This window comes from Sphingomonas sp. LM7 (genome assembly GCF_002002925.1).
Taxonomy (GTDB): domain Bacteria; phylum Pseudomonadota; class Alphaproteobacteria; order Sphingomonadales; family Sphingomonadaceae; genus Sphingomonas.
The window spans coordinates 1,067,708-1,088,658 of sequence record NZ_CP019511.1; the positions used below are offsets into that span (position 1 = coordinate 1,067,708).

16 protein-coding genes are annotated in these 20,951 nt (G+C 67.0%); 4 read left to right on the plus strand and 12 right to left on the minus strand.

Annotated features, from left to right (window positions below; genetic code table 11):
* Positions 1-25 precede the first annotated feature (25 nt).
* From BXU08_RS04970 to BXU08_RS04990, 5 genes are all read right to left on the minus strand, one after another.
* Positions 26-1,969: a 2-oxoacid:acceptor oxidoreductase subunit alpha gene (locus BXU08_RS04970; protein WP_077512021.1), complete on the minus strand. Its 1,944-nt coding sequence runs from the start codon at positions 1,967-1,969 to the stop codon at positions 26-28.
* An 81-nt stretch (positions 1,970-2,050) separates the two neighbouring features.
* The gene (locus BXU08_RS04975) at positions 2,051-2,959 is read right to left on the minus strand and encodes a histone deacetylase (protein ID WP_077509078.1); all 909 of its coding nucleotides are present in this window, start codon (positions 2,957-2,959) and stop codon (positions 2,051-2,053) included.
* Between the two features lie 35 nt (positions 2,960-2,994).
* Positions 2,995-4,194 (minus strand): DUF1624 domain-containing protein, encoded by a 1,200-nt coding sequence (locus BXU08_RS04980; RefSeq protein WP_077509079.1) that lies wholly within the window; start codon positions 4,192-4,194, stop codon positions 2,995-2,997.
* Between the two features lie 73 nt (positions 4,195-4,267).
* Positions 4,268-4,687 (minus strand): hypothetical protein, encoded by a 420-nt coding sequence (locus BXU08_RS04985; protein WP_077509080.1) that lies wholly within the window; start codon positions 4,685-4,687, stop codon positions 4,268-4,270.
* A 42-nt stretch (positions 4,688-4,729) separates the two neighbouring features.
* Complete coding sequence (locus BXU08_RS04990; protein WP_077509081.1) at positions 4,730-4,948, minus strand: hypothetical protein; 219 nt, start codon at positions 4,946-4,948, stop codon at positions 4,730-4,732.
* Between the two features lie 170 nt (positions 4,949-5,118).
* Here BXU08_RS04990 and BXU08_RS04995 point away from each other — a divergent pair, with 170 nt between their 5' ends.
* The 4 genes from BXU08_RS04995 (at position 5,119) to BXU08_RS05010 (ending at position 9,464) form a co-directional block, all read left to right on the plus strand.
* Positions 5,119-5,838, plus strand: a complete 720-nt coding sequence (locus BXU08_RS04995; RefSeq protein ID WP_077512023.1) for a response regulator transcription factor — start codon at positions 5,119-5,121, stop codon at positions 5,836-5,838.
* Entirely contained in the window at positions 5,835-7,148 is a 1,314-nt protein-coding gene (locus tag BXU08_RS05000) for an ATP-binding protein (protein ID WP_077509082.1), read from the plus strand. The genes BXU08_RS04995 and BXU08_RS05000 overlap by 4 nt, the downstream gene beginning before the upstream one ends.
* A gap of 118 nt (positions 7,149-7,266) precedes the next feature.
* Positions 7,267-7,959 (plus strand): carbonic anhydrase, encoded by a 693-nt coding sequence (locus BXU08_RS05005; RefSeq protein ID WP_077509083.1) that lies wholly within the window; start codon positions 7,267-7,269, stop codon positions 7,957-7,959.
* Positions 7,956-9,464, plus strand: coding sequence for a SulP family inorganic anion transporter (locus tag BXU08_RS05010; RefSeq protein ID WP_150125418.1), 1,509 nt, complete (start codon positions 7,956-7,958; stop codon positions 9,462-9,464). Before BXU08_RS05005 ends, BXU08_RS05010 begins: the two co-directional genes overlap by 4 nt.
* 374 nt (positions 9,465-9,838) lie before the next feature.
* On the opposite strand, the gene BXU08_RS05015 is transcribed toward BXU08_RS05010, so the two are convergent.
* Genes BXU08_RS05015 through BXU08_RS20110 form a run of 7 tightly spaced genes read right to left on the minus strand, consistent with a single transcriptional unit; the run spans position 9,839 to position 20,940 of the window.
* Complete coding sequence (locus BXU08_RS05015) at positions 9,839-10,450, minus strand: class I SAM-dependent methyltransferase (protein ID WP_171982425.1); 612 nt, start codon at positions 10,448-10,450, stop codon at positions 9,839-9,841.
* Positions 10,447-12,606, minus strand: a complete 2,160-nt coding sequence (locus BXU08_RS05020; RefSeq protein WP_077509085.1) for a glycosyltransferase — start codon at positions 12,604-12,606, stop codon at positions 10,447-10,449. Before BXU08_RS05020 ends, BXU08_RS05015 begins: the two co-directional genes overlap by 4 nt.
* The gene (locus BXU08_RS05025; RefSeq protein ID WP_077509086.1) at positions 12,603-13,193 is read right to left on the minus strand and encodes a hypothetical protein; all 591 of its coding nucleotides are present in this window, start codon (positions 13,191-13,193) and stop codon (positions 12,603-12,605) included. The genes BXU08_RS05020 and BXU08_RS05025 overlap by 4 nt, the downstream gene beginning before the upstream one ends.
* Positions 13,190-16,516, minus strand: coding sequence for a DUF4157 domain-containing protein (locus tag BXU08_RS05030; protein WP_077509087.1), 3,327 nt, complete (start codon positions 16,514-16,516; stop codon positions 13,190-13,192). Before BXU08_RS05030 ends, BXU08_RS05025 begins: the two co-directional genes overlap by 4 nt.
* 1 nt (position 16,517) lies before the next feature.
* Positions 16,518-18,485 carry an ATP-binding protein gene (locus BXU08_RS05035; protein WP_077509088.1) on the minus strand — a complete coding sequence of 656 codons (1,968 nt, stop codon included), beginning with the start codon at positions 18,483-18,485 and terminating at the stop codon, positions 16,518-16,520.
* Complete coding sequence (locus BXU08_RS05040; protein WP_077509089.1) at positions 18,482-20,179, minus strand: hypothetical protein; 1,698 nt, start codon at positions 20,177-20,179, stop codon at positions 18,482-18,484. Before BXU08_RS05040 ends, BXU08_RS05035 begins: the two co-directional genes overlap by 4 nt.
* Positions 20,176-20,940, minus strand: coding sequence for a hypothetical protein (locus BXU08_RS20110; RefSeq protein WP_077509090.1), 765 nt, complete (start codon positions 20,938-20,940; stop codon positions 20,176-20,178). The genes BXU08_RS05040 and BXU08_RS20110 overlap by 4 nt, the downstream gene beginning before the upstream one ends.
* Positions 20,941-20,951: the final 11 nt, after the last annotated feature.

A 20,951-nucleotide genomic window follows, 5' to 3' on the forward strand; every position in this document is an offset into this window, starting at 1 on the left:
TCCTCTCCCCTTGTGGGAGAGGGAGCTATGGATTTACCGCCTCCGGGCTCGGAAGCTGCGTATTGTCGGCGGCCAGTTCCTCAGGCTTATCGCTGATGAGGTGGCGCCCGATCGCGGCTTCGATCTCGGCGATGGTGAAGGGCTGGCCCGAGACCTTGTTGAGCGGCACCGCGTTGACGAGATACTGGTCACGCAACACGGTCTTGAGCTGGCCAGTGTTCATTTCGGGGACGAGGATATGCTCGTAACTCGCCAAAAGATCGCCCAGGTTCTTCGGCAGCGGCCAGATGTGACGGATATGGACATGGGATACGTCCCGCCCCTTCGCGCGGGCGCGGCGGACGGCGCTGGCGATCGGGCCATAGGTTGACCCCCAGCCAACCACGACGAGCTTGCCTCCTTGCTGGCCCTGCTCGACTGTCTGGTCGGGGATATCGATGCCGAGCACCTTGTCGCGGCGGATATCGGTCATCGCCTGGTGGTTGGCGGGCGAATAATCGAGATTGCCGGTGCCGACCGCCTTCTCGATCCCGCCGATGCGGTGCAGCAGTCCCGGCGTCCCCGGCTTGACCCAGGGGCGCTTGAGCCTGGCGTCGCGGCCATAAGGGAGGAATTTCTCGCCCTCGGCCGGCTGCTCGGTATGGAAGGTCACCGGGAACGGCTGGTACGTGCGCATATCGGGCACCTTCCAAGGCTCGGCGGCATTGGCGATATAGCCGTCGGTGAGGATCATCACCGGCGTCATGTACTGTGTGGCGATCCGCACCGCCTCGATCGCGACGTCGAAGCAGTCCGCGGCCGAGCGCGAGGCGAGTACCGGCATCGGTGCGTCGCCGTTGCGGCCATAGACCGCCTGGTAGAGGTCCGACTGTTCGGTCTTGGTCGGAAGGCCCGTCGAGGGTCCACCACGCTGCGAATTAATGATTACCAGCGGCAGCTCGGTCATGATCGCGAGGCCCATCGCCTCGCCCTTCAAGGCGATGCCGGGTCCCGAGGACGAGGTCACGCCCAGCGAGCCGGCATAGGATGCGCCGAGCGCCGAAGCGATCGCAGCGATCTCGTCCTCGGCCTGGAAGGTGGTGACGCCATATTCCTTGTAGCGCGCCAGGCTGTGGAGGATCGCCGAGGCCGGGGTGATCGGATACCCGCCGAAGAACATCGGCAGCCCGGCGAGCTGGGCGCCGACGACGAGGCCCATCGAGATCGAATCCGCCCCAGTGACGGTGCGGTAGAGCCCCGGCTCGGCGGGCGCGGCCGAGACCTGGCGCTGGGAGATCCCCATCGCACCCAGTTCGGCGGTTTCGCCATAGGCATGGCCGGCGTTCAAGGCGGCAATATTGGCCTCGGCGAGATTGGGCGCCTTGGCGAACTTGACGCGCAGCCATTCGATCAACGGTTCGCGCTCGCGATCGAACATCCACAGTGCCAGCCCCAGCGTCCACATGTTCTTGCAGCGCAGGGCTTCCTTGTTGCCCAACCCGAACGGCTTCACTGCCTCCACGGTGAGCGCCGAGATGTCGAGCTTGAGCAGCTGCCACTTGTCGAGGCTGCCGTCGTCGAGCGGGTTGGCAGCGTATTTCGCCTTGTCGAGGTTGCGCTGTCCGAACTCGCCCGCGTCGGCGATGATCAGCCCGCCGGGCTTGAGTGCCTCTACATTGGTCTTGAGCGCGGCCGGGTTCATTGCGACGAGCACGTCGGGCTGGTCGCCCGCCGTATCGATCCGGGCCGAGCCGAAATTGATCTGGAAGGCCGAGACGCCGAACAAGGTGCCCTGCGGCGCGCGGATCTCCGCGGGGAAATCGGGGAAGGTAGCGAGATCATTGCCGGCCAGTGCCGTCGATAGGGTGAACTGCCCACCGGTCAGCTGCATGCCGTCGCCGGAATCGCCGGCAAAACGGACGACGATCGCCTCCGCCGGCGGGTTGGCCGATGCTTCCTCGGGAGTAAGCTGATGCGCGGCAGTTGCCATGGCCATCCTATTCCTGCGGTTTGTCTATCGTTGTGAGAGGTCTACGCCTCCCTTGCGATACGCCCAAGGTAGAATATTCCGTCAGGCCTGCAACGACTGCTTTGCCGCCTCTGTGCCGAGCGTGCAAATCGACGTCACATGCCGGCGCGATACTTCGAGTGCGTCGAGGCCGTAGCCGCCGCCGAGCGCGCTGGCGAAGGGGATGCCGCGGTCGGCGAAGCTGCGCGCGATCCAGCGGTCGCGGTCGATCAGGCCCTGGTAGCTGAGCGCGAGCCGACCAAGTCGGTCGCCTTCCAGCGGATCGACGCCGGCCTGATAGAGAACAAGATCGGGCGCGAAATCGTCGAGCAGCGGCACCAGCGTCGCAGCGAGCGTGGCGAGATACGCGTCGTCGCCGGTGCCGTCGGCGAGCGGCACGTCGAGCGTCGAGCGCGCCTTGCGGACCGGGAAGTTCTTCTCAGCATGGATCGAATAGGTGGCGATGTCCGGCCGCCCCGCGGTGAGCGCGGCGGTCCCGTCGCCCTGATGGACGTCGCAATCGACGATCAGCACGCGACGTCCTTCCTCGGCCAGCCGGACGGCGGCGAGTGCGAGATCGTTGAACACGCAGAACCCCGCGCCGGTGTCGGCCAGCGCGTGGTGGCTGCCCCCTGCGGTGTTGGCGGCAAAGCCGTGCGCCATTGCGAGCTGCGCAGCCAGATAGGTCCCCCCGGGGACGCATTGCGCACGCAGCGCCACTTCGGGCGTCACCGGAAAGCCGATGCGGCGTTCCTTGTGCGGCGGGACGCGGGCTTCGAGCACTTCGGCGACATATTCGGGATCGTGCACCGCCTCCAGCCAGTCGCGCGGCATCGGCTCGGGCGTGTGCCAGACGAAGCCCTCCCCTTCCGCGCGCAACAGATCGCGGACCAATCCGTTCTTGTTCCATTGATACTGGCTGCGCGCCGGCGCCGGGGCTACATAGGCCGGGTGATGGACGAGGTGGATCATTCGCCGCCCAGCCTAAGGTCCGCGGCTACCGCGCGCTAGAGATAGCGCATCCACCATGCGCCGCTTGCGCGCTTGGCCTGTCCGAAGCGGCGGCAGGCGAACCAGCATGGTATCGCGACCAGCATCGCCACCAGCCATAGCGAAGCGACATCGGGCAGGCTCACCAGCCCTTCCGCATCGAGCGACAGCCCGACCAGGCGGTTTAGGATATGGAGGAGATAGAGGTGGAGGATGTAAAAGAACAACGGCGCCGATCCGAACACAGCCAGCATCGCCACCGGCCGCGCCGGCAGCTTCTCCAGCGCCGCGAGCAGCCAGGCGCCGAGCCCCAGCGTCACGAGCAGGAAAGCGGCCGAGGGCGGATATTTGGTGAGGTTGAGGAAGCTCATCGCGGTCTGCAATGCAGTTTCGCCCGATGACCACGGCACCGGCTCGCCATAGCCGTTGAACGCGCGCAGCGCCGCGAAGCCGGCGAGCGCTACGCCTCCGGCGCCCCATAACGCCCTCTGGCGCCATGCCGGATCCACGCCGCGCGCAAACCACGGGCCGATCGTATAGCCGACCGCGATCACGCCGATCCACGGCAGCACCGGATAGGAGGTCCGCGCCTGCCCGCCCCAGGGCAGATCGATGAATCCGCGATCGTGGAGCACCGCCCACAGCGCGTGTCCTAGAGTGCCGGGAGCGACATGGATCGAGTCGAGCAGATTGTGCCCCAGGACGATCGCCAGGCCGATTGCGAGCAGCGCGGCGCGCGGCAGGTGCACGAGCGCCGCCAGCGCGAGCATCGACAGGCCGATCGCCCAGATCACCTGGAGGAACACCGTCGCGGGCGTGAAATCGAAGGTCCAGGCGAAGTTCACCACCGTCCATTCGAGCGCGATCAGGAACAATCCGCGCTTGGCGAGAAACGCCGCTGCTGCAGGCGCCCCACCGCGCGGCGCTGCGTAGAGCCATGCCGCCACCCCGGTAAGCGCGACGAACACCGGCGCGCAGAGATGCGCGGCCAGCCGCGTGAAGAACAGGTCAGGGCTGGTCGCCGCCAGGTTCATCGGGTCGGCGACCTGCGCATGGAGATAGAAGAACTCGCGAGTGTGATCGACGAGCATCAGCAGGATGACCAGCCCGCGCAACGCATCGATCGAGCGAATGCGTGCGGGGCGCGGCGGGTTTGCTACCAAGGGTGCCGCCTCGCGCGAATGACCGCCCGGCGTTTGGTTCGAGATATACAGCATCAGCTTCCTTTGGCCGAACGCAATGTTACATCATTACATCAAAGGCAAGCTCGGTAAGCAGCGGAATCGGCGATCAGCCCGACTTCTTGCCGGGCCCGCACCTGACGAGAAAATACTGGCGTTTCAGGTCGATCGCCTCCTGGCGCATCGTCTCCAGGCGGCGCCGCTCGTCGAGCGCGCGCTGCCGGTCGTCCAGGGCGAGCTGGCCGAGCGCGAGTTCCTGATCGGTGGCCGGGACGATCGCTTCGGTGGCGGGCGGCGCAGTGCCTTCGCGGATCGCGCGGCGTTTGTCGGCCAGGGCGATCCGCTCGACGACGATCTGGGCCTGTTCGCGATAAAAGCCAGTGACCGCCGTGCTCCGCCGCTGCGCTTCCGTCGCGAAGACCGGAAGCACGATCGCGCGCTCACACCGCTCGATAGCGGTGTCGAGCGCGGGGAAATCCATCGACTGGGCAGTCTGCGGCATCGCGGCGGCGAGGACGAGGAGCAGCATGCGCGGCGCCTTATCCGATATCGCCGCCGCGTGCGAGGCGCCTCAGCTCTTTGCAGGCTTCTTGCCCTGGGTCGGGCCGGCCAGCTGGTCGGCGGGGCAGCGGATGATCGGTGTCAGTTCGGTACGGCCGCCGGCGACGGGGACGCGCTGGACCTTGCAGCCCTGCTTCAGGGCGCCGGCAACGTCGTTAGAGCGATACTGGATTTCGGCAACCGGCGCGGACTGGGCAGCGACAGCAAGAGCGATCAAAGTCGCGATCATGGGTATTCCTTTCCAGAGGATATCACCCGCCGCTACGCAGGCAGCGTTGCTCGACTCCGCCCTTTCCGTAAGGAATTGTTGCTGCACTGCGTTTTGTGCAGTGCGGTGTATTCCCTGCGTTGACCCCTGCCCCGCGGGTTTCTACGTCGTCCGGGATGTTGCAATCCAAGATGACGACGACCACCGCCCCCACCATCGTCCTTGTCGAAGACGATCCCGCGCTCCGGACTCTCACTTCCCGAGCATTGCAGGAGAATGGGTTCGCCGTGCGGCCCGCCGCGACCGGCGCGGAAATGTGGCTCGCGCTGGAGGGCGCGGCAGTCGATCTCATCATCCTCGACATCATGCTGCCGGGCACCAGCGGCATCGATCTCTGCCGGATGATCCGCGAGAAGAGCCAGGTTCCGATCATCTTCATTTCGGCGCGCGGCAGCGAGACCGACCGGGTGGTCGGGCTCGAGCTCGGTGCCGACGATTATCTGACCAAGCCGTTCGGCACTCGTGAGCTGATTGCGCGGATCCGCGCAGTGCTCCGTCGCGAGGGCGGCAAGCAGGAAAGCGCGCAGCGTAGCCTGGGGCTGGTTCGCTTCGACGGCTGGACGCTCAATTTGCCGCGTCGCGAACTGCTTTCACCGAGCGGCGCCGTCGTGGATCTCACCGGCGCGGAATTCGACCTGCTCGTCAGCCTTTGCGAGCATAGCGGCCGGGTGATCGCGCGCGAACGGCTGATCGAGCTGTCGCGCACGCGGCTGGGCGACAGCTCCGACCGCAGCGTGGACGTGCTGGTCAGCCGGTTGCGGCGCAAGCTTTCCTCCACCGGCAGCGCGGCCCCAATCGTGACCGTGCGCGGCATCGGCTATATGTTCAACGCGCCCGTCACGCGCGAATGATGCGCCTCGTCAGGGCGCCGCTGGGCCTGATCGGCCAGATCTTCGCGATCCTGCTGCTGGCGATCCTGATCGAATTCGGTGCGAGCACTTTCTTTTACGAGCGCGCCAGCCAGTTCTCGGTGCAGGATGACGAGGCGCGCCGCCTGGCCGAGCATATCGTGATCGCGCGCAAGCTGCTTTCGGAGCAGCCGCCCGCTCTGCGCCCCGCCCTCGCCACCGACCTGACGACGACGCGCTACCGGATCGCGTGGAGCGAGGAACTCCCCACTTCGCTCCGCGTCACTCCCACCCTCGACCGCATCCACCACCAGGTGCTCGACTGGGAGCCCAGCTTGAAGACGGCGGGCCTGCAGCTGCGGCTGGTCGGGCCGGCGCGCGACGCAGTGATCGTCGGCGGCACCACCTTGCCCGACGGCAGCTGGATGAAGTTCGCGACGCGCGAGCCGGTCCATGACATGGGCTTTTCGCTCGACCGTATCCTGCTCGCGCTGGCGCCTGCAGTGGCGATCATCCTGATCGGCGGCGTGATGGTCCGCCAGACCTTGCTGCCGCTGCGTCGGCTCGCGCATGCCACCGAGCGCGTAGGCGCGGGCGACATGCAGGAAGTGGCGGAGGGCGGCCCCGGCGAAGTGCGCCGCGTGATCCACGCCTTCAACCGGATGCAGAACCGCATCCACCGGCTGCTGGTCGACCGGACGCAGGCACTCGCCGCGGTAGGGCACGATCTGCGCACGCCGCTGGCCCGGCTGCGGCTGCGCGCCGACGCGATCGGCGATGCCGGCGTCCGCGAGGAGATCGAAACCGATATCGTCGAGATGCAGGCGATGATCGATTCGCTGCTCGCCTATCTCGCGGGCGAGTCCACCGGCGAGACGCGGCAGGCAGTCGATCTCGCCATCCTGTGCAGCACGATCGCCGACGACATGGGCGACCATGGCCATGACGTAATCTATTCCGGCCCCGTCCATCTCGAGCGCGTGGTCTATCCGATCGCAATGAAGCGCGCGGTGATGAACCTGGTCGAGAACGGCATCCATTATGGTGATCGCGTGGCGGTGACGCTGGTCAAGCAGGACGACGCCACCGTCATCCGCATCGAGGACGACGGCCCCGGCATTCCCGAAGAAGCGATCGACCGGGCCCTCGAACCCTTTGTCCGCCTGGACGATGCGCGCGCGCGCGATACCGTGGGGTTCGGGCTGGGACTATCGATCGTCGCGCGCGCAGTCGAAGCAGAGGGCGGCGTGCTCGCGCTGTCAAATCGTCCCGAAGGCGGGTTGCGCGCCGAAATTCACCTCCCCGCCGCCTGAACACGCTGCACCGCAGCAGCAACAATTTCTTACAGATGCGCTGCTTTGCAGCAAAGCCAAGTGCCTACTTCAATAACACGCCCGCCTTCGACGCGGGCCTGTGATTGGAGCTAGCACTGTGAATGAACTCATCGGACGGGTCTACGGGTTCTCGAAACAAGTGTTTCCGACCCAGAGCGACCTCTATTCGAAGCTCGCCAGCGACGGGCAGAGCCCCAAGGCGCTGATGATCTCGTGCGCCGATTCGCGCGTCGTTCCCGAACATATCATGCAGGCTGCCCCGGGCGACCTGTTCGTCTGCCGCAATGCCGGCAACATCGTGCCCCCCTATGCGATGCAGAATGGCGGCGTCACCTCGACGGTCGAATATGCCGTGATGGTGCTCGGCATCCGCGACATCATCATCTGCGGCCATTCGGACTGCGGCGCGATGAAGGCCGTCTCGAACCCCGCCGGGCTCGAGAAAATGCCCAACGTCGCCGCCTGGCTGAAGCATAGCTGCGCCGCCGAGCAAGTGGTGAACGAAGGCTATCCCGAAATGGAGAGCGCCGACCGGGTTCGCGCGATCAGCCTCGAGAACGTCGTCGCACAGCTCAACCACCTGCGCACGCATCCCTCGGTCGCCGCCGGCATCGCACGCGGCGAAATCGCGCTGCACGGCTGGTTCTTCGACATCGGCGCCGGACAGGTGCTCGCGCTCGACGGCCGCACCGGTCGCTTCGTTGCGCTGGACGAGGCCGAGGATCTGCCCGTGGCGCAGGCCGCATCGCAGCGGCTTGCCGGCGAAGTGCTGCTGGAGGCCGCGGAATGAGTATCGCCGAAACGCGCGCGACCGGTTGGATCGCGCGCGACCTGACCGCGTCGGTCGTCGTCTTTCTGGTCGCAATGCCCCTGTGCATGGGCATCGCGATCGCGTCGGGCGTTCCACCTGAAAAAGGCCTGATCACCGGCATCATCGGCGGCATCGTCGTCGGTGCGCTGGCAGGCTCGCCGTTGCAGGTCAGCGGCCCCGCCGCCGGCCTGGCGGTGATCGTGTTCGAACTGGTCCGCGACCAGGGGCTGTCCGCGCTCGGGCCGATCCTGATCCTCGCGGGCGCAATCCAGGTCGCGGCAGGCATCTTCCGCGTCGGCGGCTGGTTCCGCGCGATTTCGCCGGCAGTGGTCCACGGCATGCTCGCCGGCATCGGCGTGCTGATCGTGATCGGGCAATATCATGTCCTGTTCGACGCCAAGCCGCTGTCGAGCGGTCTCGAGAACCTGATGGCAATGCCCGGACGGCTGCTCGGGCTTTCGTCCGACCTGCGCGCCGCCGAACTGGCGCTGATCCTCGGCCTCACCACGATCGCCGCGATGCTCGGCTGGGAAAAGCTGCGTCCTGCTTCGCTCAAGCTCGTCCCCGGCGCGCTGATCGGCGTGGTGGCAGCGACCCTGCTGGCCTTCTCGCTCGGGATCGACGTCACCCGCGTGACCGTGCCGGAGAACATCGCAGCCGCAGTGGCGCTGCCCGACAGCAGCTTCCTTGCACGCTTCCTTGACCCGACGGTGATTACCGCGGCCGTGGCCATCGCATTCATCGCCAGCGCCGAGACGCTGCTTTCGGCCGCCGCCGTCGATCGCATGCATGACGGCGTACGCACCGACTATAACAAGGAACTGCGCGCGCAGGGCATCGGAAACCTACTGTGCGGCGCCGCGGGCGCGCTGCCGATGACCGGCGTCATCGTGCGCAGCTCGGCCAACGTACAGGCCGGCGCCACCACGCGCCTATCGGCGATCATGCACGGCGTGTGGATCCTCGGCTTCGTTGCGCTGCTGCCCTGGCTGCTGCGCGAGATCCCGATGGCCGCGCTGGGTGCAGTGCTGGTCGTCACCGGCGCACGGCTGGTGAACTTCAGCCACGCCAAGCATCTGTTCAAGGATTATGGCCTGCTCCCCGCAGCGATCTGGGCGGTTACGCTGGTCCTGGTCGTCGCCGAGGATCTGCTGACCGGCGTGCTGGTCGGCATCGCCCTCTCGATGCTCGAGCTGCTGCCGCATGGCCGCCGTCTCCGGCTTAAGGTCGACGAGCGTGACGACGCAGAAGGGCGCACGATCACGCTGGAAGGCGCGGCGACCTTCGTCGCGCTGCCCAAGCTGTCGGCAAAGCTCGAATCGACGCCGGTTGGTTCGCCGGTCCGCTTCGACCTGACGCGCTGCTCTGCAGTCGACCACACCTGTGCGGAGCTGCTGCGCGACTGGTCGTCGCGGCGACGCGCCGGCGGATCCGAGGTTGCCTTCGACGGCGCGATCGGGCGGTTCGCCAAGCTCGCAGCCTGATAGCAAGCTGATGTTGGGAGGGGCTCGCCGGAAACGGCGGGCCCCTTTCCGTTCCAGGCCGTGACTCACAAGAGCGGCCGTTCAGCGAGCGCTCCAGTTGCGGAAGTTTGTTAATTGGGTTTGCCAGCGGGAATCGCCGCTCCGCCTTAAGCAGTCGCCGTTCCCCACCTGTCACCCCGGCTTTGTGCCGGGGTCCATCAAGCCGAGGGCGAGAAGCAAGGGGCGAAAGGCGAGAGGTGCCCGCGTGCCGCACAGTGGACCCCGGCACAAGGCCAGGGCGACGATGAAGTGAGCACGCAGAAGACGAGCGGCAGCTAACCACCCCGCTCGCAAAAGTTAGTCTCACAACGATGTCAGTCATTTGGTTTCGGGACCTAGCCCACCACGCGGTGGAGCATTACCATCGATGCGGCGCGATCGGCGATCGCCCACCCCTCGCCCGCGACCAGCAAATCGACGAACGCCACGACGCCGGGATAATAATCGGCATAATCGTGGAACAGCACGACGGCTCCGGGAGTGAGAAACGCTTCGAAGTGCCGGAAGTCGCGCTCGACATTGAGCCGGTCGTGGAGCCCATCGACGAACAGCAAATCGATCGGCTGATCCCATTCGGTCTCGTAGGACAGGCTGCGAAGCGGTTTCACGACCTCGGCCACACCCGCGCCGGTGATGTTGGCGAGAAAGCTGCTGAAGGTCGGCGCGCTGCGATTGAGCCGCTTGTCCGCAGCGCCGACGGTCCCCTGATGCGGATCGACCGCGTAGAGCCGCGATTGCGGCGAGAGCGCGCGCAGCACCGCCCCGAGCACCACCGTCGAGCGCCCCTGATAGCTGCCGATCTCGACAAAGGTGCGCACGCCGCCATCTCGGGTCGCGTGCACCGCTGCGGCGATCAGCAACTCGGCTTCCTTGTCGTCGAGCCATCCGGTCACCCGGCGCATCGTGCCGAGGATCTCCAGCGGCTTGAGCAGCGCCAGCGCGGTCATGCGTGCGCCGCCAGCGAATGCGCCACCGGCTGGCCGAGAGAGGTCCTTCGGCGCAGGATGCGCAGCGTCTCGATGGCGGTTTCGACTTCCCATTCCCCCGTAGCGACGAGTTCGTCGACGAACGCCGCGACGCCCGGGAAATAATCGGCATAGTCGTGGAAGGCGACGCGGGCGGCGGGCGCCAGCGCAGCTTCGAAGGCGGCAAAATCGGCGGCGACGGCGGGATAGTCGTGGAGCCCGTCGATCAGCAGCAAGTCGACCGGGTCGGCGGTGGCGAACGCACGGGCGTCGCCGGTGCGCGCCGAGATCCAGTCGCCGAGTCCCGAACTGGCGAGCATCTGATCGAAGCGGCCGCGGGTGACGCTATCGCGCGCCAATTTGTCTTCCCGGCTGCCGGTGACGCCGTCGAAGCGATCGATCGCCGTCACCCGCGCGTGGATTTCGGCGGCCTGGGCCGCGCGGCCGAGTAGCACGGTGGCCTTGCCGCAATGGCTGCCGATCTCGACCAGATGGCCCGCAGCCGCATCGCGCGACAGCGCAGCACGTGCGGCACCGAGCAGTGCGCCGGCCTCGGCATCGCTCAGCCAGCCGGGCAGCGCGCGCATCTCGGCGAGGATCGCGGCATCTTCGGAGACGGCCTGCGGGAGCGGTGCCGGCGGCGCACGGCGATATTGGCTGGACATCGCCCGGAGATGGCGGCGCAGCGGATCGTCGAGCACGCGCGGCACCGGATGCATCCAGAAGGTGCGCGCGTCGCTCCGCGCCGCATCGACGTCGCGCGTGCTCCAGCGCCGGCGATATTGAGTCCAGTCGCCCCGGCACGGGTTCTGCTCGACGGGAAAGCCGAGCAGCTTTGCCAGCGTCGGGAACAGGATTTCCTCGGTCGCCCACAGCTTGGAGGCGGCAAGGATGTCTTGGAGTTGCGGATCTTCGAACAGCGTAGCGATCGCACGGCCGCAATCGGCGCCGATCACCGTGCCTGGCCAAAAGGTCCAGTGGACGAAGGCTGCGTCGCCGCCTTCAAACCGGTCGAGAAAGCGCTGCCACAGCGCTCGCTCGGCCTGCGCAGTGGCGGCTGGCGGGATACGGGTCGAGCGGCCCTGGGGCCGGGCGTCGCTGGACAGGACACCAGCCACGCCGCCCTGATTGGCCAGGAATGCGGGATAGCCGCCGCGCAGCTGCATCTGATCCGAATCGACGATGGTAAGCGAGTCGTAGTCGCGGCCGCCGAGATGGCCGATGCAATCGAGCGCGAAGTCGTGAAGCTTGCCCCATTTCATCGGCCGCGGCGCAGGCACGATCTCGACGCCCCAGCGTGCCCAGGGCAGTTGCGGGTCGATCAGGTCGCCCGCGGCGCTGCCGTCATACAGCAGGATCGGCGAGGCATCGTCGTGCCAGCACAGATTGCGCACCAAGTCGACCACGCATTCCGGCCGCTCATGCACGAGCAAGGCGTAGACATTAGCGACAGGCAATGCAGCGATCGGCGGCGATGCACCCGACCATGAGGCGATGCGATCGAGCAGCGGGCCTGACGCGCGCTCGGTCCAATAACCGCCTCGCGTACGCTTGGGGCTGGTGTTGCCGCGATGGACGCGCGCGACCAGCCAATCGGTGTCGGGCATCGCGTGGACATGCGCGTCGCGCGCGTCGAGCACGAACCGGGTATCCTCGCCGCTGCGGATCGCGGCAAAGCGCCGGCGCTCCCAGAGCGCGCGGCGATAGGCCATGCTGGCGCCGTAAATCCAGCGCTGGCGGCCGCCCCAGCAATAGTCCCATGCCTGCGCCCCGTCGTCGGCGAGGAAGGCAATGCGGTCGAGTCCGACAATGTCGGCGCCGTTCGCCTCGATCGCGGCGAGCTGCCGCGCGAGCCGGTCGGGCGCATGCCAGTCGTCGTCGTCCCAATGGACGATAACCTCGCCGCGCGAGAGTTCGCACAGCTGGTTGCGCTTGTCGCCGAGGATGCGGCGGGCTTCCTCGCGGACATAGCGGATGCGGGGATCGCCTGGGATCAGATCGGCGACGCTGTCCGCCCCATCGTCGAGGATGACGAGTTCGGCATCGTCGCGTTCCTGCGCAAGGAACTGGGCGATCGCCGCAGGCACGAAGCGACGCCGGTCGGCAGTTGGCATGATCGCGGAGATGCGCGGGGTCATGAGTCGCCTGCCATCACATTCACCGGGACCGGGCCCAGAGGCTCGAACAAAGCAGCGCTTGCGGCCAGATAGTCCGCACTCGTCATCGGCTCGTAGCGATCGACTTGCCAGAGGTCGTCCGCGGTTATCGGCACCGGCGCGAGCAACGCGCCCTGCGCAAGCAATTGCGTGTCGCCCGGCCACGCCTTGAAGACGGGCCGTAGCAGCAGGTCGTTCGCGGTCGATGGCGTCGCCGCCTTCAGGATCGCCTCGTCCAGAGCGAAATCCGTCTGCATGACGCTGCCGGCGCGCGTGTGGACGAGCCACATCCGGTCGTCAGGCGCGGCAATGTACAATATCCCGAGGGCGGACGCGGCGTACCAGAACGAACCGGCCGGCAGGAAGCGCTCCCACCCGCCCAAATCGCTCACTTCCTCGCGCAACGACGCGATCGACAGGAAGCCGTCGTCGTAGAGGCCGGGCGCGAGTGCGCTGAGCAGGCGCTCGCCCGAAGGCAGCTCCGCCAGCCTCCGCGCGACGTCCTCGCTCTTCGATTGCGCCGCGGACTTCCCATAGACGGACAAAAAGACCTCGGTAGCGTCACTCATATGATCAACCTGAAATTGAGCTGGGTTACCGGCAACGCCGCTGGCGGAACGACGCTGGGATCGTTCAGGATCGCCTGGAGCAGTTGGGCATTCGTCCGGTTCTGCGTGCCGATGAAGCCGTTGACTGCGCCGATGGCCGGCGCCCCGGTCGGGTCGATATAGCCGGCGAGCACCTGATCTGGATTGTGCGGTGCCGCCATGCCCGTTCCGGCGAGCCCGCCGCGCACGCCATATTCGCGCCGCATCGCCGCCTCGGCCGGTGGACGGACGAGCGGAACGCCCGGTGCCGGCCGGCGCGAAAGCCATTCGGACGCCACCATCGAATTGACCCCCGCCTGTTGCTCGAGCAACTGGCGCCGGGCTTCGATCAGGTACGTATTGTACAGCGAATGGGTGGTCGGATAGCTCGACGGAATCCTGTAGCTCAGCGTGCGCTGCGGCATCTGGTGCCGTGCCTGATTGAGCGTAATCGTCATCTGGCCGATCGATACGAGCTGGTATTGCGGATCGAGAACCTGAATTGCCCGGAGGCTGGCTCCCAGTGCCTCGAAGCGCGGCGCCAGCCCCGTTCTGCCGCGCGCCTGATCCTCGGCGAGACCCTGCGCCATGTCCATCGTTATCCGCACCTGGCGCATCATCTGTTGCGCCACGGGGGCCGTGCCGCGGCGCGACCACATCTCGAACATCGCGAATACCTGGCGCAGCTTCTCGAGCAGCGGTGCCATATTCGGTCCCTCGGCCGATCGGGCGCCGCCGCCGACGCCCGACTGGACCACGATGAGACCGCTCGGCGTGATGATCTCCGGATTGATCTTGAGCTTCACCATCCATTCGCCGTTGCGCTGGAGGGGCTCGATCTGGGTGAGCGCGTAGCGGGTCTGGATCGCCCCCATCACGCCGGTAAGCATCGGGCCGGTCACGGCGCCGCGGCCGCGCAGGACCCGGGCAGCGGGGATCGCGGCGCGGGCGGCAAGCCGGAGCCGCTCGTTGGGATCCTGCGGCACCCCGGCCTGGGCGATGAACCGGCCGAGCCTGCGCGCGGTGGCGATGATCCATGTCACGACGCTGTCGAGCGCCCGATCGATCGGCGCACGGATCTTGCGCACCAGCCCGGTGATCGCGTCGCTCACCCTGCCGAGGCCGGCGATGCGGGCGAGGAAGCTGATCACCAGGGTCAGCAGCCCGGCCATGGTCTGTTCGACGCGGTTGGCAGCCGGCGCGATGTTGCCCGCGGCGATTGCGGCGATCCCATCGATGAACGACGCGGCGACCGCGGCGATCTGGCGGATGCGCTCCACGAAGAACATGATCGTGTTGTAGATCGCGATGATCGCCTGAATGAACGCTCCGGCCGGCGACAGCATCGACAGCAGCTTGGTGACCGCCGCCTCGACCACCTTGGACTTCACGAAGTCCATCACCGCGTCGATCGCCATCTGCTTGAGATTGGTGAGGGTTTCGACGATCTTCTGCCACGCCGCGGCGGGTCCTTCGGTAACCAGCGTCTTGACGACGTCGAACCCGGTCTCCAGCGCGCGCACCACGGTCTCGTTGGTTGCGACGACCAGCTTCGCGCGTATGTTCGCCCAGGTCAGCCCCATCACTGAAAGCACGAATTTGAGGATCTCGATCAGCGTGAAACCTGACGGGATGTAGATGCCCAGCCCGCCGAGCGAGCCGGTCAGCCAGCCGATCAGCGAAGCCTTGAGATGCGTGAGGAAATTCTTGGCGAATTGCCGGAATCCCGCGACTCCGGCCTTTACCAGCGTGCGGACGAATCCGATCGGATTCTTGATGATCGACGAGAAGGCGCCGCCCGCCTTCTTGAGGTACGGGATCACCGTCGGCGCGACGACCGACAGAATGATCTCGAGCAGCGTCAGCACGGTGCCGCCCGCCCAGCGCATGAAGTCGCCGACAAAGCTGGAGAAGGCAGTGACGATCTTGGTAAAGGCGCCTGCGATGGTGACGATGTCGAAGATCGTCAGCGAGCGCACCACGCCCATCACCCGCCCGGGGATCGAGGTGACCAGCGACAGCGCACCCTTCATCGCGCCCTGGAACCACGCCCAGGCCTTGGCGACGGCATTGCCCTTCTTGATGTTCTCCCAGATCTCCTTCTGGCCGATCAACTCCATGAACGCGCCGATCAGTGCCGAGGCCGGGCTCTCGCCTTCGTCGGAAATCGGGTTCTTGCCGAACACGCCGACGAGCAGATCCCATTTGGGAATGTTCGACGCCGCCCAGCGCCCGAGCGGCTTGATGATCGCGTCCTTGACGATCTCGGCGATGCCCGAGACGAGGCCCTTGGCAAAGGCGATCGCCTTGTCGATCGGCGTGGTGAAGATCGCCTTGGCGCGGCTCCACAGGCTACCGAGCCGGAAGATGTCGCGGAAGCCGAGCGAGCCAACGAACTCCATCAGCGCATCGCGCAGCGCCCCGCCGAGCCCCTTGAGCGCGACGAACTGCTCTTCGATGAACTTGCCGCCCTTTTCGAAGATATTGTGGTTCTGGAGCGCCTGGACGATGAGGCCGCCGCCGGGAATGAACTCGATCATCGCGCGCAGGATATTGGCGCCGCTGCGATCGACCGCCGACATATTGACCGGATTGCGCCCGATCACGATCGTGAAGAGCCGGAAACCGGGGATCACATTGGCCTTGTCGGCAATCCAGTCGAGCGCCTCGCTGATGACACCGCGCTGGACCTGCGGCTCGCTGCGCTGCTGGACGACCACCGCCTCGCGCTGGATCACGTCGCGCTGGACGACTTCCTGCTGCTGGATCGTGTGAGTCAGCTCGTGGGCAAGCAGTTCCATGCCTTCCGGGCCGTCGGGCTGGTAGGCACCGGCGTTGAAGAAGATGTCCTTGCCGTAGGTGAAGGCGCGCGCGCCGAGACGGGTGGAGAGGTTCTCCGCCTTGCCGCCGGTATGAACGCGGACCCCGGCGAAATTCGCCTTGAAGCGCGGCTCGAGGAAACTGCGAGTATCCGACGAAAGCGGCCTGCCGCCGCCGACCTGCGACTTGATCTCCGCCGTCAGCTCGGGCGAGACCTGGTCCTTCTTCGCGGCAGGCGCCGTCGATGCGACGGAGGGCGCGCGCGCGGCGAGCATCGGCACCCTTGCCCTCGGCGACACCACCGGATTGGGCATGCTCATCACCGCCCGCGCAGTCGATACCGCCTCGCGCTCGGCGGCGTCGCCGGGATCGGAGAGCTTGAGTGCAGTCTGGACGCGGCGGCGGTCATGCGCACGGCCGGGCTCGGTGGCGCGCGGCGCTTCGGCTGGCGTCGTTTCTACGCTCTGCCGGGCCGACGATGCCATCTCAGCCCACCGCCGAAAGCTGCGGCTTCAGCGGACAATGCGCGTCAAGCTTGCGATATTCGCGGAACACCGCGCGACGGAGCATCTCGTCGCCGATCGTTACGCCGGCATCGAGCGCCAGCAGCCGCGCATGAAGCGCGACGTTGCGGAGCTGCCCGCCTGACAGCGCACAGCGTACCGCGATCTCCTGGACCAGTTCGTCTGCAGCGCGATGCTCGCCGAGATGATGTTCGAGTATCTCGTAGCGGCGCAGTTCGTCGGGCGCGCGGAACGGCACCACCACGTCCATCCGCCGCTGGAACGCCTTGTCGATTCGATCGGGGGCGTTGGTGGTGACGATCAAGATGCCCGAGAAGGTCTCGATCCGCTGGAGCAGGAAGTTGGTCTCGAGATTGGCGTAGCGATCATTGGCGTTGCTCACATCGGTCCGCCGCGCCATCAGCGCGTCGCCTTCGTCGAGCAACAGGATCGTATCGAGCTCCTCGGCAGCGGCGAAGGCGCGATCGAGCGCCTTTTCGGTCTCGCCGATATATTTGCTGACGGTGGCGGCAAGATCGATGCGCCAGATGTCGCGGGCCAGGTCATGCGCCAGCCGCCGCGCCGCCAGCGTCTTGCCCGCGCCCGAGGGCCCGGCGAATAGCGCGCGGACCCCCGTGGCCCCGGCGCCGGACCCGGCATGCGCGCCTAGCGCCTCACGATTGCGGCAACGCGTGGCAAGCGCGTCCAACTCCTCCTGCCCCATCTCGTCCAGCGTGAGGAATTCGGGACGGTCGCCGGCATCGATCCGCGCCGCCACGGTCTCCAACCGACTGTCCTGCAAGTCGCGCAGCGCAGTGCGGACATCGGCACGGGCGATCGTGGCGCGGCCCGCCTGGCGGGTGGTAAGCGCGGCACCGATTGCGGCGCGCCGGATCGTCCCGCCGGTGAGGCGGAACGCGCCGGCCAGCGCCAGCGCGCCGGCGGGTTCGATCTGCGGCAGCGCCGCCTGCCAATGCGCCTGACGCTCGCGGCATTCGGGCGCGGGTACGGCGAGGGTCGCCTGAGGGCGGTCGGCCAGCCGGATGCCGCCGCTGGTTCCGGTTATAACTATGAGCCGCACGGGATCGAGCGCGAAACCAGGGACTTCGCGAACCTCGCCGGGGCCGACGGGCATAGCCAGAGCCACCACCGCATCGTGCAAAAAGGCAAACAGCCCGATCCGGGCCCAGCCCTCGGCCGAGACTAGTGGATCGACTGTTGTGACGAGCAGGGGCCGGCCCATCCGGCGGGCAAGCGCGCCTGCCAGCGTCGTCCTACCATTGCGTTCGGGGCCGCGCAGCACGGGGACCAGCATCTCGTCCTCTGCCATCGCCTCGGCGAGCAGGCGCGCGCGATCCAGCGCGGCTTCGGGTGCGATGAAGTCATCCAGCAATGGAAGCTCTGCGAGCGGGATCAGCCGGCATCCCGGCGGTGCCTGCGTCTCGCCACTCAGCGCGTCCCACGCCGCTGCAGAGACCGCCAGCCGCCAGTCGAAGCGCGGCGCGTCGGGATTGTCGATCGTCACCAGCCCGATCTGGAGCAGCCGGTTGATTGCGCGGCGTACTGCCGCGGGATCATCGCGCCCGGCATAGCTGCGCCACAGCGCCGTCAGTGTCGCCAGCGTCAGCCGGTCGGCATCACCGAGCAGCGTGGCGATCCGCGGGTCCTCCCCCACCAGCCCGACCGCGAGCAGCAAGTCGATCGCGAGCGGGTCGCCGACGGCGCCCCGGAGCCGCTCGAGCGGCATGGTGGGGTCGGACCAGCCAGCGAGCAGCGCGTCCCATTGCGCCGCCGACAGCGGCTTGCCCGCCAGCGTCGCGACTTCGGCGGCATATTCGCCGAGGCATTCGGGCGCGGCATCGCCGATCCGCTCGGCGATCGAAACGCCGGCGCCGAGCAGGGCCAGCCGCAGATGCACCGCAGGCTCGCGAGGGAACGCCGCGATGCTCATGCGAAACCGAATCCGATTGCCCGCCCGGCTGCGGGTATCCAGCCGGGATCGCGATCGAGCCCTGCCATGCGAATGACCAGCGGGTGCGTATCGAGCGCGAAGATCACCTCGACTCGCTCGGCATCAAACTCGATGGTCCCACGCTGCCGAATGAGAGTGCCCACGCCCTCGGCGCGATCCCCACTGCCCAGCGCCCGCGCGACGCGTGCCTCGAGATAACGCGCCAGGCACGCGATCCAGCGGCGGCGCAGCCACGCCTCTGGACGCGTGACGCGCCATTGGTCTTCGATGGGGAACCCTGCGGGATGCTGGCGGCTGCTTCCGAAGCGGCTGGAGACCAGCCGGCCGGTTGTCGCCGGCCATGAGGCGAGCCAGTCGCTCGGAACCGTCCAGGCCGGTGCCTCGAAGTTGCGACCGACCCGCTCGCGTGGCCCCAGCCCGGCCAGCGCGCGCAGCACCGGTTCGATCGGGTCCGAAATGAAAGCGGGGCCAATCCACCGCCGACCAAGCAACAGGAGCAGTTCGAATGGCGAAAGCCCGCGGAGCTGCCGCCTGGGGTCCGTGAAATCGCCGTAAAGGCCGAGCGCGAGGAATATGTTGAGCAGGAAGAACAGGCCGCCATGGTCGCTCGCGACAGCGAACGGCAGGGTGGTCGGCGGTGCGGCAGCGGGCGCGGACCATGATTGCGGTTGAGTAGTCGGGGCCGAATGCGCCGGTAGCTCAGGCGTTCGAACATCAGCCAGAGTCTGCCGGACGGCCCGAGGGCTGATGCGCGATTGCCGTCCCTCGATCGAGTGTGACGCCGCCTTGGACGGTGCGCGCTGGTTCGAGGGCTCGGCAATCGGCGACACCCCGACGGTCGGGGTGCGAGATACGACTAACGCCGGTGTGGATATCTCCGTGACAGGCGGCGAGTCAGGCGCGGAGAGCGCCGCGTAGGCCTCACCTGCCGCCTGCGTCGCCAGCAACTCGGGACGCCGTGCCGCGAGGAGTGACACTGCGATGAGCGCTCGCGCCGCCACGTCGGTTGCACATAGCTTGGCCAGCGCAACTGCCTCTTCAATTGCAGCTACCCTGCGGGCGGGAGTCGGCGGTGCTCTCTTACCGGTCGGCAATCGAACGCTGCCGAGCATGCGGTCAACGCCTCCGGCTGCGCTGCCGCCATGCGCGCGCACCAGCAGGTCGGTGGCGACGCGCAGTTCCGCCGCGTCGAACTGCGCAAGCCAGGGCCCCGCCGTCCGGACCTCGACAAGAGCCGCGATCACGCGCGGCAATTTCCGCGCGTCCGCCAATATCTCCCGGCGCCAGCGCAGGCGCGGCGTATCGCTGTGGGGAACCGCACGTCGTATAACGGCTGGCAGCGTTTCGCCGGCGAGCCATGCCCGGACGATCGCGATTTCAAGCGCGACTTCGTCCTCGAACCAGAGGCTGTTGCCCGCACCAGAGATGTTTCGACTGGCGGCCGCCTTTTCCGCGCGGATCCGATCGATCAATTCGCTGGCAAAGCCATCCATCCCGGCGCCCAGCGGCCGCGCCATCCGGATGCGCCGAATGAGCAGCAGCCCGCGATCGGTCACGCCCGTCGCCGCAGGCGTTACCCGCTCGAATGCGCTGGCCAGCCGATCCCGGTCGCCGGGGCGCGCATTGGCGAGCCTCGCCCGATCGACACGGAGACCGGCTTGGGCTTCGCTCATTTTTCCGCCCGCACCGTCGGGGTGGGTGTCGCCTTGGTTTTCGCCGGCAGCGCGGCGCTATCCTCGCCGCCACTGGTCTCCACGGTGATCCGGTTGCTGGCCCGGCCGACGATCGCGGCAGTGGTGAGAAAACTGAAGCCCGTGCCTGAGAATTTCAGCGAGGAGAGCGGGATCTCCGTCACGCCGAGCAGCACCCGCTCAAGCAGACCCTCGCCCAGATTCTTGCCGGCGACAGTGACGGCGGTGCCGCGCCCTGAAATCGTGAACACGTCGACGCTGTCGATGATCGGCTTGGACCGCGATGGCGTCGGCGTGGGGGTTGGGATGAGCGTGGTCGGCGTCGTGGTCGGTATCGCTTTGCCCATATCGTCTTCGAGCAGAGTGAGCCGGCGATCGAGCCCGATCAGCGCCTCGACGAGGTTGTTCGCGAAATCCGCGGTGATCAGATCGCCGGGCCGCACCGTGGTCATGGCAAGGCGGACAATCGCTGCGGAGAGCACCCTCGGCGACGCCTCTGCCCTTGTCGGCGTGGGCGCTGGCGTGGCAGTCGGCGTCGGGCTCGGCGAGGGCGTTGGAGCTGGTGCCGGGGTCGGCGATGGCGTGGGAGAAGGTGCGGGCGCCGCCACGGCTCCTGCAAAGAAGCCCCGGTCCTCGAGCAGCACTTCCATCATAAGGCGTTCGCGGTCGGTGATCGCACGCTTGCCTATGTCGGCGCCAACCGAGAACTGGGTTTCTTCGAGCACATTGAATTTGTTCGCCATATTCGTCGCTC